The sequence below is a fragment of the Streptococcus oralis genome (assembly GCF_001579525.1).
Lineage (GTDB): Bacteria > Bacillota > Bacilli > Lactobacillales > Streptococcaceae > Streptococcus > Streptococcus oralis_M.
This window is the reverse complement of the sequence record NZ_KQ970789.1, coordinates 26,797-44,989: the sequence shown is the minus strand read 5'-3', so window position 1 is coordinate 44,989 and position 18,193 is coordinate 26,797. Positions and strand designations below refer to the sequence as shown.

Genomic DNA, 18,193 nt, shown 5'->3' with positions numbered 1-18,193 from the left:
GAAGGAGTAGCCATGTCAGAAAATCAACAAGCATTGAACCATGTGGTTTCCATGGAAGACCTCACTGTCGATCAAGTGATGAAATTGATCAAACGAGGGATCGAGTTTAAAGACGGAGCCCAACTTCCCTACGAGAACAAACCTATCGTATCGAATCTCTTCTTTGAAGATTCTACACGGACACATAAGTCCTTTGAAGTGGCAGAGATTAAGCTGGGGCTGGAACGACTTGACTTTGATGTGAAGACTAGTTCGGTCAATAAGGGTGAGACATTGTATGATACCATCTTGACTCTATCTGCTCTAGGAGTGGATGTCTGTGTGATTCGCCACCCAGAGGTCGACTATTACAGAGAGTTGATTGCGAGTCCATCAATTACGACTTCCATCATCAATGGTGGAGATGGTTCGGGACAACATCCTAGTCAGAGCTTGCTTGATTTGATGACTATTTATGAAGAATTTGGTCACTTTGAGGGGCTCAAGGTCGCTATTGCAGGCGACTTGGACCACTCACGTGTTGCCAAATCCAATATGCAGATTTTGAAACGCTTGGGAGCTGAACTGTTCTTTGCAGGACCTGAGGAATGGAGAAGTCAAGAGTTTGCGGACTATGGACAGTTTGTAACTATTGATGAGATTGTTGATCAGGTGGATGTTTTGATGTTACTCCGAGTTCAACATGAACGCCATGAAAGTGGAGCCGTTTTTTCAAAAGAAGACTACCATGCTCAACATGGCTTGAACCAAGAACGCTATAATCGCTTAAAAGAAACAGCAATCATTATGCATCCTGCTCCAGTGAATCGAGATGTGGAAATTGCTGACCACTTGGTTGAAGCACCAAAATCACGCATTGTCCAACAAATGACCAACGGTGTCTTTGTTCGAATGGCAATTTTAGAATCCGTATTGGCGAGTAGAAACGCCAACTAAAACACAAGACGTTAAAAGACGCCAGTGAGCGTCCACGAGAGGTGAAAATATGACAAAAAGACTTCTAGTATTAGAAGATGGCACAGTTTTTGAAGGAAAGGCCTTCGGAGCAGATATTGATGTAACAGGTGAGATCGTCTTTAACACAGGGATGACCGGCTACCAAGAATCCATTACAGACCAGTCTTATAATGGACAAATCTTGACTTTCACTTATCCTTTGGTGGGAAATTATGGAATAAATCGTGATGATTATGAATCCATCATTCCAACTTGTAAGGGAGTTGTCGTTTTCGAAGAGGCACGTAGAGCTAGCAACTGGCGGAATCAAATGACCTTGGATGAATTTTTGAAAGCCAAGAAAATTCCAGGTATCTCAGGGATTGATACGCGTGCCCTTACTAAGATTATCCGTAAGCATGGTACTATGCGTGCAACTTTGACCCATGTTGGAGACAGTATGGACCATGTGACGGACCAGCTCCAAGCAACAGTCTTGCCAACAGATAATATCAAGCAGGTTTCTACTAAAACTTCCTATCCAGCTCCTGGAGTTGGTTTGAGTGTGGTCTTAGTAGACTTTGGTCTCAAGCACTCAATCTTACGTGAACTTTCTAAGCGTAACTGTAACGTTACGGTTGTTCCTTATTCAACAACAGCAGAAGAGATTCTCCACCTTAATCCTGACGGAGTTATGTTGTCAAATGGACCAGGTAACCCAGAAGACGTTCCAGAAGCACTGGAGATGATTCGTGGTGTGCAAGGAAAAATTCCAATCTTCGGAATTTGTATGGGACACCAACTCTTTGCTATGGCAAACGGTGCTAAGACCTACAAGATGAAATTTGGTCACCGAGGATTTAATCACGCGGTACGTGAGATTGCAACAGGACGTGTAGACTTTACTAGCCAGAACCATGGTTATGCAGTTAGCCGTGAGGATTTACCAGAGCACTTGATTATCACCCACGAAGAAATCAATGACAAATCAGTTGAAGGAGTTCGCCACAGATACCAACCAGGTTTTTCTGTACAATTCCACCCAGACGCAGCTCCCGGTCCACACGACGCTAGCTACCTATTTGACGAGTTTATCGAGATGATGGAAGCTTTTAAACAAGTAAACTAAGAACGAGTAAAAGCTCGTCGGAGAATTTATTTAATGTCGCTCTGTGAGGCGACGAATAGAAAGGAGAAGATACATTGTTCGCGGAAGTGAACACGCCCTAAGAACTGTGTGACAAAGATAAACATCGTCTTGACGCTAAAGGCGTCTGCACCGAGTTTCCTATTTTCACTGTGTTCTTTACGGGCTTTGTATCATAAACTATGCCTAAACGTACTGATATTCAAAAAATTATGGTGATTGGTTCTGGTCCGATTATTATTGGTCAGGCTGCTGAGTTTGACTACGCGGGGACCCAGGCCTGCTTGTCTTTGAAAGACGAAGGTTATGAGGTTGTCTTGGTGAACTCAAATCCTGCCACCATCATGACGGACAAGGAGATTGCAGACAAGGTCTACATCGAACCGATTACACTTGAGTTTGTGACACGTATTCTCCGTAAGGAACGTCCAGATGCTTTGCTTCCAACTCTTGGAGGTCAGACAGGGCTCAATATGGCCATGGAATTGTCTAAAAATGGTATCCTAGATGAGCTTGGTGTCGAACTTCTAGGTACTAAATTGTCTGCCATCGACCAAGCGGAGGACCGTGACCTCTTTAAACAATTGATGGAAGAGCTTGAGCAGCCAATCCCTGAATCTGAAATTGTCAATACAGTAGAGGAAGCAGTTGCTTTTGCAGCGACAATTGGCTACCCAGTCATCGTTCGTCCAGCCTTTACTTTAGGTGGTACTGGTGGTGGTATGTGTGCCAACGAGGAAGAATTGCGTGAAATTGCTGAAAATGGGTTGAAATTGTCACCTGTTACCCAGTGTTTGATCGAGCGTTCCATTGCAGGTTTCAAGGAAATCGAGTACGAAGTTATGCGTGACTCAGCTGACAATGCCCTCGTTGTTTGTAACATGGAAAACTTTGACCCAGTTGGGATTCACACAGGGGATTCTATCGTATTTGCTCCTGCGCAAACCATGTCAGACTATGAAAACCAAATGCTCCGTGACGCGAGCTTGAGCATTATTCGTGCCCTCAAGATTGAAGGTGGGTGTAACGTTCAGCTAGCCCTTGATCCACATAGCTTCAAGTACTATGTTATCGAAGTAAACCCTCGTGTATCGCGTTCGTCAGCGCTTGCTTCTAAGGCAACTGGTTATCCGATTGCCAAATTGGCTGCCAAGATTGCCGTTGGTTTGACTTTGGATGAGGTTATCAACCCAGTTACAGGTTCAACCTATGCTATGTTTGAACCAGCCCTTGACTACGTCGTTGCTAAGATTCCACGTTTTCCATTTGACAAGTTTGAAAAGGGTGAACGCCGTCTGGGTACTCAGATGAAGGCAACTGGAGAAGTCATGGCCATCGGTCGTAACATTGAGGAGTCACTTCTCAAGGCATGTCGCTCTCTTGAAATTGGAGTTCACCACAATGAAATGCCTGAACTGGCAACCGTTTCTGATGATGCCTTGATTGAAAAGGTTGTCAAGGCCCAAGATGACCGTCTCTTCTACGTATCAGAGGCCATTCGCCGTGGTTACATACCAGAAGAAATTGCTGAATTGACAAAGATTGATATCTTCTATCTGGATAAACTCTTGCACATCTTTGAAATTGAGCAAGAATTAGGTGCCCATCCACAAGATCTAGAAGTCTTGAAAACAGCCAAACTCAATGGTTTCTCAGACCGTAAGATTGCTGAACTCTGGGAAACGACAGCTGACCAAGTTCGCCAACTTCGTTTGGAAAACAAGATTGTCCCAGTTTATAAGATGGTCGATACCTGTGCGGCAGAGTTTGACTCTGAAACACCATACTTCTATTCAACCTATGGTTGGGAAAATGAGTCTATCAAGTCTGATAAGGAATCTGTACTTGTCCTAGGTTCAGGTCCAATCCGTATCGGGCAAGGAGTTGAGTTTGACTACGCAACTGTTCACTCTGTTAAGGCGATTCAGGCTGCTGGTTATGAAGCCATCATCATGAATTCAAACCCAGAGACCGTTTCAACAGACTTCTCGGTATCTGACAAGCTCTACTTTGAACCGTTAACTTTCGAAGATGTTATGAATGTTATCGACTTGGAGCAGCCAAAAGGCGTTATCGTTCAGTTTGGTGGTCAAACAGCTATCAACCTTGCCGAGCCATTGGCAAAAGCAGGTGTGACCATCCTTGGTACCCAAGTCGCTGACTTAGACCGTGCCGAAGACCGTGACCTCTTCGAGCAAGCCCTTAAAGACTTGGATATTCCACAGCCACCAGGACAAACAGCAACCAATGAAGAAGAAGCCGTGCTTGCAGCTCGCAAGATTGGATTCCCAGTCCTCGTTCGCCCATCTTATGTCTTGGGTGGACGTGCTATGGAAATCGTCGAAAACGAAGAAGACCTTCGTTCTTACATGCGTACCGCTGTTAAAGCAAGTCCAGACCACCCAGTTCTTGTCGACTCTTACATCGTTGGACAAGAGTGTGAAGTTGATGCTATTTCAGACAGAGAAAATGTCCTCATCCCTGGTATCATGGAGCATATCGAACGTGCCGGTGTCCACTCAGGTGACTCAATGGCCGTTTACCCACCACAAACCTTGTCGCAAAAGGTTCAGGAGACCATCGCAGACTATACCAAACGACTAGCCATCGGCCTTAACTGTCTCGGAATGATGAACATTCAGTTTGTCATCAAGGATGAAAAAGTCTACGTTATTGAGGTCAATCCACGTGCCAGCCGTACGGTTCCATTCCTTTCTAAGGTAACTAATATTCCTATGGCTCAGGTAGCGACTAAGCTTATTCTTGGGCAAAGTCTTGAAGAACTTGGCTACCAAGATGGACTTTATCCAGAAAGCACTCGCGTTCATATCAAGGCACCAGTCTTCTCCTTTACGAAACTAGCTAAGGTAGATAGCTTACTCGGTCCTGAAATGAAGTCAACAGGGGAAGTTATGGGCTCTGATACTACTTTGGAAAAAGCTCTCTATAAGGCCTTTGAAGCTTCTTACTTGCACTTGCCAACCTTTGGGAATGTGGTCTTCACCATCGCTGATGATGCCAAAGATGAAGCCTTGGACTTGGCTCGTCGTTTCCAAAATATTGGCTACGGTATCCTTGCGACAGAAGGGACAGTAGCCTTCTTTGCTAGTCATGGACTTCAAGCCCAACCTGTTGGTAAGATTGGCGATGATGAACAGGATATCCCAAGCTTTGTTCGCAAAGGGAAAATTCAAGCGATTATCAATACTGTCGGAACCAAACGAACTGCTGACGAAGATGGTGAGCAAATCCGTCGTTCAGCCATTGAACACGGTGTACCCCTCTTCACAGCCCTAGATACAGCTAATGCCATGCTCAAGGTGCTAGAAAGCCGTAGTTTTGTCACAGAAGCGATCTAGTTGAGAAAGAATTTTTACAGTTTTAAAGCCAGCGTCAGAAAACGCTGGCTTTTGCAATACAGATATTGCTTATTTGAACTATCATTCTTTCCTTAAGAATCATTCTAAATTGTGATATAATAAGGGAGAATTGGAAATAGGAAACTATTTTCATGATATTTTCAAAAATCCCATTAAGAAAATAGGTAAAGACAGATTAGAAAGTGTAAAATTCCGATGTCTTCTTACAAAAAAGTCTCTCTTTCTGAGATCAACCAATCTATTGAAACTCCCAATAACAATCATTTTTGGCAAAATCTAAAAGCTTTTTTAGGACCTGGAGCCCTTGTGGCAGTTGGTTATATGGATCCTGGAAACTGGATTACCAGTGTGGTTGGTGGTGCTTCCTACAAATATAGTCTCTTATTTGTTATTTTGATTTCATCCATCATTGCCATGCAACTACAACAGATGGCTGGAAAGCTCGGTATCGTAACTAAGATGGACCTAGCACAGGCAACTGCACATCATGCTCCCAAATGGCTCCGCTATAGTCTTTGGGTGATTTTAGAATTAGCTTTAATGGCGACAGACTTAGCCGAGGTTTTAGGCTCAGCGATTGCCTTAAATCTTTTATTTAAAATACCGATTATGGTCGCTATCCTCTTAACCGTTTTAGATGTATTTCTTTTGTTGTTGTTGATGAAATTTGGCTTCAAAAAAATTGAAGCCATTGTTACGACCCTTATTTTAACCATATTAGCCATCTTTACCTATCTGGTAGCCTTATCCAATCCAAGTATTCAGGGAATCTTTAGTGGTTATTTACCGACTCCTACATTATTTGAAACACCATTGCCAGGTCATGAAAGCCAATTGACCTTGGCTTTAGGGATTGTAGGAGCGACAGTCATGCCCCATAATCTCTATCTTCATTCATCCCTATCGCAAACAAGAAAAATTAACCACAAAGATAAGAAGGACGTCCGAAAAGCCGTCCGTTTTATGACCTGGGATTCAAATCTTCAGTTGTCCCTAGCCTTTATTGTCAATTCCTTGCTTCTTATTTTAGGGGCATCTCTCTTTTTTGGTCATGCATCTGAAATTTCGGCATTCTCCCAAATGTACAATGCTTTACAGGATTCGACAATAGCAGGAGCGATAGCCAGCTCAACTCTGTCAACTTTATTTGCCCTAGCCCTCTTAGCAAGTGGCCAGAATTCGACTATTACAGGTACCTTAACAGGACAGATTGTCATGGAAGGCTTCTTGCATCTGAAATTGCCTCAGTGGATTATCCGTATCGGTACCCGTATTTTTGCATTGCTCCCTGTGATTATAGTCGCCGTTTTGTTTGGACATCAAGAAAAAACCTTGGATCAGTTATTGGTCTATTCACAGGTATTTCTGTCAATCGCTCTTCCGTTTTCAATCTTCCCCTTAATCTATCTGACCTCTAAGAAGTCACTGATGGGAGAATTCACCAATGCCAAGTGGAATACAATCCTAGGTTACGCAGTTTCCATTATCTTAACCATTCTCAATGTCAAGCTTCTTTTCGATATTTTTTAAACTCGTTTGAAATCAATTATAGTGTCAGCGTGAAGGTTGACAAATAGAAAGTAGTAGAAAAACAAGTACAAAAAAAGAACAGTGGCAACTGTTCTTTTTTATCATTATTTGAGACCGTATTTTTTGTTGAAACGATCCACGCGTCCATCTGCTTGAGTGAACTTTTGACGTCCAGTGTAGAATGGGTGTGAGTCTGATGAAATTTCCACACGGATCAATGGGTAAGTTTCGCCTTCGAACTCAACAGTTTCGTTAGAGCGTTTTGTTGAACCGCTAAGGAATTTGTAACCAGTAGTTGTGTCCATGAAGACAACTGGGCGATATTCTGGATGGATATCTTTTTTCATTTTGCAATATTTCCTTTCTGCCATGGTCTCTTTGCGAGCCATAGATTGTTACCATACTAGTCTATCAGATTCTGATAAGTTTGGCAAGTCTTTTCCCTGATTTTATTAAAAATCTTGATAAAAAATCACTCCAGTGTTTACTGGAGTGACGGTAGAAGAATGATTAGTTCTCTTGATTTGGAGCTTTTTCTTCTTGTTCATTTTTTACTTCTGTTTCTTTTACTGGTTCTGTTTTTTCTGCCGCTGATTCAGCTTCTTTTTCAGATTCAGTAGTTTCTGTTTCTGTTGGTTCGGCTACTGGCTCAGCTTCTGTTTTTGTTTCAGATTCAGTAGTATCTTCTTTTACTGGTTCTGTGTTTTCTGCTGCTGATTCAGCCTCCACATTAGTTGGTTCCTTAGCTTCTTCTTTTTGCTCGGTTTCCTCTTTAGCAGTCTCTGTTTTCTCAGCGGTAGTTTCTTCTTTTTTACGTTCTTGAGATTCTTTTTTGATTTCGTCTACTGCAGTTTTAACGGTAGAGCTTGTTACACGTCCGACAGTTTGAGCAAAATCTTTACCAGACTCAGCTAATTCAGTAAATGACTCTTTTGTAATTTTACCACCTGACATTGCCAAGAGACCAGTTACAACAAGTGCAATGCTAGCAAGAAGAGCCAAAATCAAACCAAAGCCGATTGAAACGCCATATCCACCAAAGTTAGACACGTACTTGTTTACACTAAAAAGATTAATTAGTGTGACGAGAGTTGCAATTGCACCCGCAACAATGACACCAATTGAGAACCCTTTAGGCATTGCTTTATTCATATTATTTAGGCATGCAAGAACAATAGATACAATAGCTGCGATAATGACAAACCACCCATCTCCTTGGTAACCATTCACACTATAGGAACCAAAAGCACCTGCATTTAAACTGGCCCATGGAAAGAGTGAACCAAGGATTGCTACTCCAGCAGAAATGAGGATAAACAAACGATTTTTTTCCATTATTAAGTCTCCTTTTATTCGGTTTGATTTATTATACCATAAACTGAGGGACAAAGAAATCGTATATTTTAAGAATCTAGCATATAAAAGGCCAAGAAAATTCTTTCTTAGCCTTGGTGAATCTGTAGAACTTCTTTCAGCTCTTGGTATATTTGTTCGTTTTCTTCTAGACTATAGGAATTAGCGCCACTGGCTAATGGATGCCCTCCACCGTCATGTCGTTTGGCAATTTCATTGATAGGAGTGATTTTACTGCGCATTCGCACGCGGAAGTGGCCATCAGTTTGTTCAACAAAGATAGCCCAAGCCTTAACGGTATCGATTCGACCAGGTGCTCCGACAATTGCCGCTGTTTCAGCATCCGTAACCTTATATTTTTCCAAGATGTCTTGAGTAAGCAGAACGCGTGTAGCCCCGTTTTCATCAACTTCTAAATGATCATAGACAAAGCCTTGCAGTTTTGCAATCTTGAAGCTCATGGTATCCATTTGACGAGACAATCCAGCAAAGTCAAAATCAATTTCTCGGAGCTGGCTAGCTATTCTAAAGGTACGGGCACTAGTTGACGGGTAGAGAAAACGCCCTGTGTCCCCGACAATTCCTGCATAGAGAAGTCGTGCCGCTTCACTAGACAAAGCTAGCTGATTTTCTTGAGCAAATAATGCAATCATCTCACTAGCACTGCTTGAACTTGTATCCACCCATGATAGGTCACCATAGATATCATCATTTGGATGGTGATCGATTTTAATGGTGAAAGCAGCTTGTTCGTAGCGTTTGTCATCGATACGAGGGCGATTCGCTGTATCACAAATAATAGCAAGAGCTCCTTGGTAGACACTGTCTTGGACAGTATCCATTTCCGCCATCCAGGTTAGAGTTGGTTCGTTAAAACCGACTGCTTTGATAGTCTTTTCTGGAAAATGGTGTGTGAGAAGAGCTTTCAATCCCACTTGACTCCCTAAGGCATCCGGATCTGGTTTCATATGACGATGAATGATAATGGTATCGTATTCTTTGATTTTCTCTAATATTTGCTGGCAAATTTCCATAAATAACCTCAATTCTTTCTCATTTCATTGTAGCACAAGAATTTTTATTTTTAAAATGAAAAAGATATGATATAATGGAGAAAGATAAATTGAGGAGGACGATATGGCATTAGCAAAAATTGTATTTGCCAGTATGACCGGTAATACCGAAGAAATTGCAGATATTGTAGCAGACAAATTACGTGACTTAGGCTTGGATGTCGATGTGGATGAGTGTACAACTGTTGACGCTTCAGACTTCTTGGAAGCGGATATCGCAATCGTTGCGACTTATACTTACGGTGATGGAGAATTGCCTGATGAGATGATGGACTTCTACGAAGACCTAGCAGATCTCAACTTGAATGGCAAAATCTACGGGGTTGTTGGATCAGGTGATACCTTCTACGACGAATTCTGTAAGGCTGTTGATGACTTTGATCGCGTATTTGTAGCGACAGGAGCAGAAAAAGGTTCAGAGTGTGTTAAAGTGGACCTCTCTGCCGAAGAAGAAGACATCGAACGTTTGGAACAATTCGCAGAAGAATTGGCTGCAAAAGTAGGATAAGAAGCAAACTGCGCTGACTGGAAGAAGTCAGTGCGTTTTTTTATTAGTTTTTTTGTGATTTTACTAGCCTATTTAGAAGCTTTTTGATACAATAATTCAAATAAAGGAGGAGACTGTATGAACTTAGATATTATTCGGCAAGAAATTGATCAAATCGACGACCAAATCGTCAAGCTCCTAGAAGAACGGATGCATTTAGTTGAAGGGGTTGTCGATTATAAAAAATCATCTGGTAAGCCAATCTTAGATTCTAAGAGAGAAGCGGTTATTTTTGAAAAGGTTAGAAGTCGTGTAGAGGACAAGCGCTATCAGGAGACCATTGTTGCGACTTTTTCAGACATTCTCAAACGTTCGCGTGATTATCAGGATCAAAATATCAAATGAAAAAAGAACAATTTTATCCGCTCGGAATTTTTCTGGCTGCCATGTTGGGAGGCCTTGTCCGCTATCTCATTTCCACTTGGTTACCAGCTAGTCCCGACTTTCCTTGGGGTACCCTCCTTGTCAACTATCTGGGCATTTTCTGCTTGGTCTATCTGGTGAAAGGCTATCTAGTCTATAAGGGAACTAGTAAAGGCTTGGTTTTAGCGCTGGGGACGGGTTTTTGCGGAGGTTTAACAACCTTTTCTAGCTTAATGCTTGATGCTGTGAAATTGCTCGATACCGGGCGTTATCTTAGCTTAATCATCTATCTGCTTTTGAGTATTGGAGGAGGTCTGCTATTGGCTTATGTTCTAGGGAGGAAGAAATGGTAATCGTTTATCTTACAATCGCCTGCGGGTTCGGAGCCCTGGTACGTTATTTCTTTTCACGCTATAATCAAGCTTCTAAATTGCCACTAGGAACTCTCATAGCCAATCTTCTAGGATGTTTTTTAATTGGCCTACTCTACAATCATGTGGAGTCCAAGGAAATCTATGCCATCCTTGCGACAGGTTTTTGTGGAGGGTTAACGACCTTTTCTACCTTGAATGACGAGCTGCAAAGACTATTAAGTGACAAGAAGGTATTTTATAGCTATTTTCTCTTAACTTACCTAGGCGGTTTTCTAGCGATTTTTTTAGGAATTCTGCTATAAATTTCTTTACTTTTAGGTGGAAATTTGGTAAACTGTATCTTGTGTGTAATGGACGCACAAAAATACAGTTTATCCGCTGAGGAAGGTTCCTCAAGATTGACAAAGATAGGAGAATAAAATGAATCCATTAATCCAAAGCTTGACTGAAGGTCAACTTCGTACAGATATCCCATCATTCCGTCCTGGTGACACTGTTCGTGTACACGCGAAAGTTGTCGAGGGTAACCGTGAACGTATCCAGATTTTTGAAGGTGTTGTTATCGCACGTAAAGGTGCTGGCATCTCAGAAAACTACACAGTTCGTAAAATCTCTAACGGTGTAGGTGTTGAGCGTATCTTCCCAATCCACACTCCACGTGTTGAAAAAATCGAAGTTGTTCGTTACGGTAAAGTACGTCGTGCGAAATTGTACTATTTGCGTGCTCTTCAAGGTAAGGCAGCTCGTATCAAAGAAATCCGTCGTTAATTCGACTAAAAAACTCTGCTTTTTTAGCAGAGTTTTTATCTAGCTCCCTTAGTTCAATGGATATAACAACTCCCTCCTAAGGAGTAGTTGCTGGTTCGATTCCGGCAGGGGGCAGTAAACGAGTAATTTAAAACAGAAATCACTCAAGTTAAATACAACTCCAAAAGCGTGAGATCACGCTTTTTTGTTTGTGATGAATGATTTAAGTGAGAGAATTTGCATATAATTATAAAAAGACAGGATATTTTAGTTAATTGCATATAATGATTTGATTTTTTAGGTAGTAAGGAGTAAAATTTAATTAATATTATAATGAGTTAGGAGCTTGACTATGAACGGTTTAGTTTTAGGATTGGATATTGGTATTGCATCCGTAGGAGTGGGAATTCTAGAAAAAAATTCTGGAAAGATTATTCATGAGAATTCACGACTTTTTCCAGCTGCAACAGCTGATAATAATGTTGAAAGAAGAAAAAATAGACAGGCTAGACGATTAAATCGTCGGAAAAAACATCGTGGTGTTCGCTTTCAAGATTTATTTGAAGACTATGGTTTGTTAACTGATTTTTCTAAGGTATCCATTAATCTTAATCCATATCGACTTCGTGTAGATGGCTTGAATCAGCAACTAACGAATGAAGAGCTGTTCATAGCTTTAAAGAACATTGTTAAGAGACGTGGTATTAGCTATTTAGATGACGCTTCTGAGGATGGGGGTACAGTACCGTCTGATTATGGTAAGGCAGTTAAAGAAAATAGAAAATTACTTGCTGAAAAGACACCTGGTCAAATCCAACTAGAGCGTTTTGAAAAATATGGTCAATTAAGGGGAGATTTTACTGTTGAAGAAAATGGTGAGAAATGCCGATTGATCAATGTTTTTTCAACATCTGCGTATAAAAAGGAAGCTGAAAGAATTCTTAGAAAACAGCAAGAATTTAATAATCAGATTACGAATGAGTTTATCGAGGATTATCTAAAAATCCTCACAGGTAAAAGAAAATACTATCATGGACCAGGTAATGAAAAATCACGGACAGATTATGGACGTTTTCGAACAGATGGTACTACCTTAGATAATATTTTTGGTATTTTAATCGGTAAATGTACATTTTATCCTGAGGAATACAGAGTCTCTAAAGCTTCCTATACTGCTCAAGAGTTTAACATACTAAATGATTTAAATAATTTAACAGTTCCTACAGAGACCAAGAAATTGAGTGAGGAACAAAAGAAAGATATTGTTGAATATGCTAAGGAAACTAAAACCTTAGGAGCCTCAACCTTATTGAAGTACATTGCTAAAATGATTGATGCTTCAGTAGATCAGATACGTGGTTATCGAGTTGATGTAAACAATAAACCTGAAATGCATACTTTTGAAGTCTATCGAAAAATGCAATCGCTAGAAACAATTTCAGTTGGGGAATTGTCTAGAAATGTTCTAGATGAGCTTGCCCATATTTTAACTCTAAATACTGAACGAGAAGGTATAGAAGAAGCGATTAATACGAAGTTAATGGGTGTATTTAGTCAAGATCAAGTACTTGAATTGGTTCAATTTAGAAAAAATAATAGCAGTCTATTTAGTAAGGGATGGCATAATTTTTCTCTTAAACTCATGATGGAGTTGATACCAGAACTATATGAGACTTCAGAAGAGCAAATGACAATTCTAACACGATTGGGGAAACAAAAATCTAAAGAAACATCAAAAAGAACTAAGTATATTGATGAAAAAGAAGTAACAGAAGAAATCTATAATCCTGTGGTAGCAAAATCTGTCAGACAGGCAATAAAGATAATTAACGAGGCCACTAAAAAATATGGTATCTTTGATAATATTGTTATCGAAATGGCGCGTGAAAATAACGAAGAAGACGCTAAGAAAGATTATATAAAACGTCAAAAGGCAAACCAAGATGAGAAAAATGCAGCTATGGAAAAGGCTGCATTCCAATACAATGGGAAAAAAGAGTTACCAGATAGTATTTTTCATGGGCATAAGGAATTGGCTACTAAGATTCGTTTATGGCACCAGCAGGGAGAGAAGTGTCTCTATACTGGGAAGAATATTCCAATTTCAGATTTAATTCACAATCAGTACAAGTACGAAATTGACCATATTTTACCTCTATCTTTATCGTTTGACGATAGTCTATCTAATAAAGTATTGGTTCTTGCCACAGCAAACCAAGAAAAAGGCCAACGTACTCCGTTTCAGGCTTTAGATAGTATGGATGATGCCTGGTCCTACCGTGAGTTTAAATCTTATGTAAAAGATTCGAAATTACTAAGTAATAAAAAGAAAGATTATCTTTTAACAGAAGAAGACATTAGTAAAATTGAAGTAAAACAGAAATTTATCGAACGAAATTTGGTTGATACTCGATATTCCTCTCGCGTTGTTTTAAATGCTCTACAAGATTTTTATAAAGCTCATAAATTCGATACAACTATTTCGGTGGTACGTGGACAATTTACTTCTCAGCTAAGAAGAAAGTGGGGGCTTGAAAAGTCTCGTGAGACTTACCATCATCATGCTGTTGATGCCTTAATTATTGCCGCTTCGAGTCAATTAAGATTATGGAAAAAACAGAATAATCCTCTGATTACTTATAAAGAAGGACAATTCGTTGATTCAGAGACTGGAGAAATTATTTCATTAACTGATGATGAATATAAAGAGTTAGTGTTTAAAGCGCCTTATGACCATTTTGTTGACACATTGCGTAGCAAGACATTTGAGGATAGTATACTATTTTCTTATCAAGTAGATTCAAAATTTAATCGAAAAATTTCAGATGCTACAATTTATGCAACAAGAAAAGCGAAATTGGATAAAGAGAAAAAAGAATACACTTATACTTTAGGAAAAATTAAAGATATCTATTCTTTAGGGACTAAAACCCCTTCTAAAACTGGGTTCTATAAGTTTTTAGATTTATACAATAAGGATAAATCTCAATTCTTAATGTTTCAGAAAGATAGAAAAACTTGGGATGAAGTAATCGAGAAGATAATGGAACAATATCGACCATTTAAAGAATACGACAAAACTGGAAAATTAGTCGATTTTAATCCATTTGAGAAATATAGACAAGAAAATGGGCCAATCTGTAAGTACAGTAAAAAAGGCAATGGTCCAGAAATTAAAAGTCTGAAATATTACGATATTTTATTAGGTAAACACAAAAATATAACTCCTGAAGGGAGTCGAAATACTGTAGCTTTGTTATCTTTAAATCCTTGGAGAACAGATGTGTATTACAATATGGAAACTAAAAAATATGAATTTTTAGGATTAAAGTATGCAGATTTGCCTTTTGAAAAAGGTGGTGCTTATGGTATTTCTACAGAGACGTATAATAAATTAAGAGAGAAAGAGGGAATTGGCAAAAATTCTGAATTTAAGTTTACTCTATATAAAAATGATTTAATTTTAATTAAAGATACTGAAACGAATTGTCAACAAATTTTTAGATTTTGGTCTCGTACTGGGAAAGATAATCCAAAAAGTTTTGAAAAACATAAAATAGAATTGAAACCTTATGAAAAAGCAAGATTTGAGAAAGGTGAAGAACTGGAGGTATTAGGAAAGGTACCACCTTCCTCTAATCAATTCCAAAAAAATATGCAAATAGAAAATCTTTCTATTTACAAAGTTAAAACAGATGTTTTGGGTAAAAAACATATCATTAAAAAAGAGGGTGACGAACCAAAACTCAAATTTTAAAAAATATTTAAAAAAGAGTTGCAAACGCTTGTACAATGTATTATAATAGTAACCGTAAGGGACGCCTTACACAGTTACTTAAATCTTGCAGAAGCTACAAAGATAAGGCTTCATGCCGAATTCAACACCCTGTCATTCATGGCTGGGTGTTTTCGTTTTGTGAAAGAGGAAAATACGATGACTTGGAGAATTGTGCATGTCTGTCAGAGTGAAAAAATGCAATTGAAGTTAGATAATCTTCTGATTAAGAAAATGGGTCAAGACTATGTTATCCCACTGAGTGATATTTCGATAATTGTAGCAGAAGGAGGGGAGACTGTTGTAACTTTAAGGTTATTAAGTGCTTTAAGTAAGTATAATATTGCTTTAATTGTCTGTGATAATGAGCACTTGCCTACAGGAATTTATCATTCTCAAAATGGCCATTTTAGAGCCTATAAAAAATTACAGGAGCAATTATTGTGGACGCAGGAACAGAAAGATAAATTATGGCAGATAGTTACTTATTTCAAAATAAACAATCAGCAAGATGTTCTTGCAATGTTTGAGAAGAATATTGATTGCATTCAATTATTAGCAGACTATAAAGATCATATTGAATATGGAGATAAAACCAACCGCGAAGGTCATGCTGCCAAAGTCTATTTTAACGAACTCTTTGGAAAAAAATTCGTACGTCTTACACAACAGGAAACGGATGTCATCAATGCTGGTCTAAATTATGGTTATGCAATCATGAGAGCGCAAATGGCACGTATTATTTCTGGGTATGGTTTGAATCCCTTAATAGGAATTTTTCATAAGAATGAATATAACCAATTTAACCTGGTTGATGATCTAATGGAACCTTTTCGGCAGATTATCGATGTCTGGGTTTATCAAAATTTACGAGATGAAGAGTATTTGAAATATGAATTTCGTCTTGCGTTGACGGATACACTGAACGCAAAGATTCGTTATGGGAAAGAAACGTGTTCTGTAACGGTAGCAATGGATAAATATGTCAAAGGTTTTCTAAAATGTATCTCTGATAAGGATACTAGTAAATTTTACTGTCCGGTGGTTTCGAGTGTAGAATGGAGTTAAAGAAATGAGGTATGAAGCATTGAGATTATTGTGTTTTTTTGATTTACCAATGGAAACAAATCAAGAAAAAAGGGTCTATCGTAACTTTCGGAAAGATTTAATTGCCAATGGTTTTGAAATGTTGCAGTTTTCTGTTTATTATCGAACCTGTCCTAATCGAAGTTTTGCAAGTAAATTCTATAAAAAATTAAGCCAGAGTAATTTACCAAGTGGGAATGTCCGTTTACTTGCAGTAACAGAGAAACAATTTTCTGAAATGGTTTTAATAATTGGTGGAAAAACAAAGCAAGAAGAAGTAGTCAGCGATAATAAGTTGGTAGTTATATGAAAATGAACATTAGTCATCCGTATAAGGATAATATTTCATTAAGTTTTGGTCAATTTACTCAAATTGTAGGTCAAGATCAGCAACTAAAGTACTATATTTGGCAGATACTATTATGGTATTTTGGAGGAAAAAAATATAGTGAGGAAGATTTGGTTCTATTTGAACAAAATGAGCCTAAAATACTAATAGATGATACAGTTTTTTCCCGTTCAGAATTTAGTGTTATTCAAATATCCAATATCAATGATTTGATTGAACAAATGGAATATAAAAAAGGGACAGTAGCTTATGGTTATATAAAGAAAAAAATTACTTCTATTGAGATAATGGAGCAAATTGAAAATATCAATGATAATTTGGATAGGATTTCACTTCTATTGAATCAGAAGTTGAATCTTCAAATTGATGATATCGTTTATCATAGCGAAGCAAAATATTTTAATGCTGATCAATTAATTCAAAAAAATTTTTTACCATACTTTGGAGCAAATGATAAAAATATATCCTTTGAGTTTGTAGACAATAAGATAAAGTTTTTATTATTTCTTTCCATATTAGAAATTATGGCGACAAACAGTTCTGAAAAGTTTTTGCTTGTCTTACGAAATTTGGACGATTTTCTATCCTATAATGATTTTGTTGAATGTTGCGAGAAAATGGAGTTTCTGACTAATCATAGCGATTCATTATATATTGTTTTATTTCCTTCCAATGAAGGTTATCTTCATGTCACGAAAGAAGTTTTAGAGGAAATCAATATTGTTTCTGATTATGTTGATCATTTTTATTCGCTAGAATTCATGTATGATCGCTTTATCAATCAGTATCCAACAAATCAAATACCTGATGAACAAGAATTTTTAACCTCTTTAAGAAAAATTGGATCCTATTTATTTAGCTCGGACATTCTCCACATGAGTTTATCTGTAGAAGATCAAGTAGCATTAAAAATTTTGAATAATTTGTATCAGTACAAAATGAAAACAAAATTCTGTATTGAATCAGTCAATCCAATGTTATTGAAATATTTGGAAGAATAGTATTGACGAGTGAGTTTTAAGGCTTTATAATGTTTTTGAGGGAACAAAAATTAAAATTGACGAATTTGAGGTTTTTGTACTCTCAAGATTTAAGTAACTGTACAACGTTGGTGCTTTATTCATGGAGCAAGGAACGGTTTTTGTACTCTCAAGATTTAAGTAACTGTACAACCCATGCTCTACCCTGAAGATGTTGATTACAGTTTTTGTACTCTCAAGATTTAAGTAACTGTACAACAGAGTAAAAGGCTCTGTTGCAGATTATCAAGTTTTTGTACTCTCAAGATTTAAGTAACTGTACAACATCAAGGCAAGTTCAGCTATCAACAAAATGGTTTTTGTACTCTCAAGATTTAAGTAACTGTACAACGACTTGATTAAGGGAGTGATGATTTCATGAGTTTTTGTACTCTCAAGATTTAAGTAACTGTACAACCGCACGCTCTTAGTATTGCCTACAGGATGTGTTTTTGTACTCTCAAGATTTAAGTAACTGTACAACTCGCAAACTGGTTCAGCTCTTAGCTCATAT

At 38.4% G+C, this 18,193-nt stretch carries 16 protein-coding genes, 1 tRNA gene and 1 CRISPR repeat array; of the genes, 14 read left to right on the top strand and 3 right to left on the bottom strand.

From position 1 onward, the window contains the following. The first annotated feature begins 12 nt into the window (after window positions 1-12). From SORDD25_RS03755 to SORDD25_RS03740, 4 genes are all read left to right on the top strand, one after another. Entirely contained in the window at window positions 13-936 is a 924-nt protein-coding gene (locus tag SORDD25_RS03755; protein ID WP_061852685.1) for an aspartate carbamoyltransferase catalytic subunit, read from the top strand. A gap of 49 nt (window positions 937-985) precedes the next feature. Beyond that, window positions 986-2,065 (top strand): carbamoyl phosphate synthase small subunit, encoded by a 1,080-nt coding sequence (locus SORDD25_RS03750; protein WP_061852684.1) that lies wholly within the window; start codon window positions 986-988, stop codon window positions 2,063-2,065. Window positions 2,066-2,265: 200 nt separating this feature from the next. Then, complete coding sequence (carB, locus tag SORDD25_RS03745) at window positions 2,266-5,442, top strand: carbamoyl-phosphate synthase large subunit (RefSeq protein ID WP_061852683.1); 3,177 nt, start codon at window positions 2,266-2,268, stop codon at window positions 5,440-5,442. Window positions 5,443-5,658: 216 nt separating this feature from the next. Further along, complete coding sequence (locus SORDD25_RS03740; protein ID WP_061852682.1) at window positions 5,659-6,993, top strand: Nramp family divalent metal transporter; 1,335 nt, start codon at window positions 5,659-5,661, stop codon at window positions 6,991-6,993. Window positions 6,994-7,097: 104 nt separating this feature from the next. On the opposite strand, the gene SORDD25_RS03735 is transcribed toward SORDD25_RS03740, so the two are convergent. The 3 genes from SORDD25_RS03735 to SORDD25_RS03725 all read right to left on the bottom strand — a co-directional run bounded on the left by SORDD25_RS03735 (window position 7,098) and on the right by SORDD25_RS03725 (window position 9,380). After that, a complete protein-coding gene (locus tag SORDD25_RS03735; RefSeq protein ID WP_000710762.1) occupies window positions 7,098-7,340 on the bottom strand; it encodes a type B 50S ribosomal protein L31 in 243 nt (80 codons plus the stop codon). A gap of 163 nt (window positions 7,341-7,503) precedes the next feature. Beyond that, window positions 7,504-8,328, bottom strand: a complete 825-nt coding sequence (locus tag SORDD25_RS03730; protein ID WP_061852681.1) for an APC family permease — start codon at window positions 8,326-8,328, stop codon at window positions 7,504-7,506. 107 nt (window positions 8,329-8,435) lie between these two features. Beyond that, a complete protein-coding gene (locus tag SORDD25_RS03725; protein ID WP_061852680.1) occupies window positions 8,436-9,380 on the bottom strand; it encodes a DHH family phosphoesterase in 945 nt (314 codons plus the stop codon). A gap of 103 nt (window positions 9,381-9,483) precedes the next feature. Between SORDD25_RS03725 and SORDD25_RS03720 the strand changes: the two genes are divergently transcribed. The 10 genes from SORDD25_RS03720 (at window position 9,484) to csn2-St (ending at window position 17,661) form a co-directional block, all read left to right on the top strand. Further along, window positions 9,484-9,927 carry a flavodoxin gene (locus SORDD25_RS03720; protein ID WP_001162125.1) on the top strand — a complete coding sequence of 148 codons (444 nt, stop codon included), beginning with the start codon at window positions 9,484-9,486 and terminating at the stop codon, window positions 9,925-9,927. Window positions 9,928-10,044: 117 nt separating this feature from the next. Further along, the gene (locus tag SORDD25_RS03715; RefSeq protein WP_061852679.1) at window positions 10,045-10,311 is read left to right on the top strand and encodes a chorismate mutase; all 267 of its coding nucleotides are present in this window, start codon (window positions 10,045-10,047) and stop codon (window positions 10,309-10,311) included. Continuing rightward, a complete protein-coding gene (gene crcB / locus SORDD25_RS03710; protein WP_061852678.1) occupies window positions 10,308-10,682 on the top strand; it encodes a fluoride efflux transporter CrcB in 375 nt (124 codons plus the stop codon). The genes SORDD25_RS03715 and crcB (SORDD25_RS03710) overlap by 4 nt, the downstream gene beginning before the upstream one ends. Further along, window positions 10,676-11,005 (top strand): fluoride efflux transporter CrcB, encoded by a 330-nt coding sequence (gene crcB / locus SORDD25_RS03705; RefSeq protein ID WP_061852677.1) that lies wholly within the window; start codon window positions 10,676-10,678, stop codon window positions 11,003-11,005. The genes crcB (SORDD25_RS03710) and crcB (SORDD25_RS03705) overlap by 7 nt, the downstream gene beginning before the upstream one ends. A 118-nt stretch (window positions 11,006-11,123) precedes the next feature. Further along, window positions 11,124-11,471 carry a 50S ribosomal protein L19 gene (gene rplS, locus SORDD25_RS03700; RefSeq protein WP_001068669.1) on the top strand — a complete coding sequence of 116 codons (348 nt, stop codon included), beginning with the start codon at window positions 11,124-11,126 and terminating at the stop codon, window positions 11,469-11,471. A gap of 42 nt (window positions 11,472-11,513) precedes the next feature. After that, window positions 11,514-11,585: transfer RNA gene (locus tag SORDD25_RS03695), tRNA-Arg, on the top strand. Between the two features lie 217 nt (window positions 11,586-11,802). Beyond that, window positions 11,803-15,207, top strand: a complete 3,405-nt coding sequence (gene cas9, locus SORDD25_RS03690) for a type II CRISPR RNA-guided endonuclease Cas9 (protein ID WP_061852676.1) — start codon at window positions 11,803-11,805, stop codon at window positions 15,205-15,207. A 177-nt stretch (window positions 15,208-15,384) separates the two neighbouring features. Next, window positions 15,385-16,293, top strand: coding sequence for a type II CRISPR-associated endonuclease Cas1 (cas1, locus tag SORDD25_RS03685; protein WP_000220251.1), 909 nt, complete (start codon window positions 15,385-15,387; stop codon window positions 16,291-16,293). Window positions 16,294-16,297: 4 nt separating this feature from the next. Further along, window positions 16,298-16,621: a CRISPR-associated endonuclease Cas2 gene (cas2, locus tag SORDD25_RS03680; RefSeq protein ID WP_001268300.1), complete on the top strand. Its 324-nt coding sequence runs from the start codon at window positions 16,298-16,300 to the stop codon at window positions 16,619-16,621. Beyond that, the gene (csn2-St, locus tag SORDD25_RS03675) at window positions 16,618-17,661 is read left to right on the top strand and encodes a CRISPR-associated protein Csn2-St (RefSeq protein ID WP_061852675.1); all 1,044 of its coding nucleotides are present in this window, start codon (window positions 16,618-16,620) and stop codon (window positions 17,659-17,661) included. Before cas2 ends, csn2-St begins: the two co-directional genes overlap by 4 nt. A 70-nt stretch (window positions 17,662-17,731) precedes the next feature. Beyond that, a CRISPR array of direct repeats spans window positions 17,732-18,163; the repeat unit is 36 nt; unit sequence GTTTTTGTACTCTCAAGATTTAAGTAACTGTACAAC. Between the last annotated feature and the right edge of the window lie 30 nt (window positions 18,164-18,193).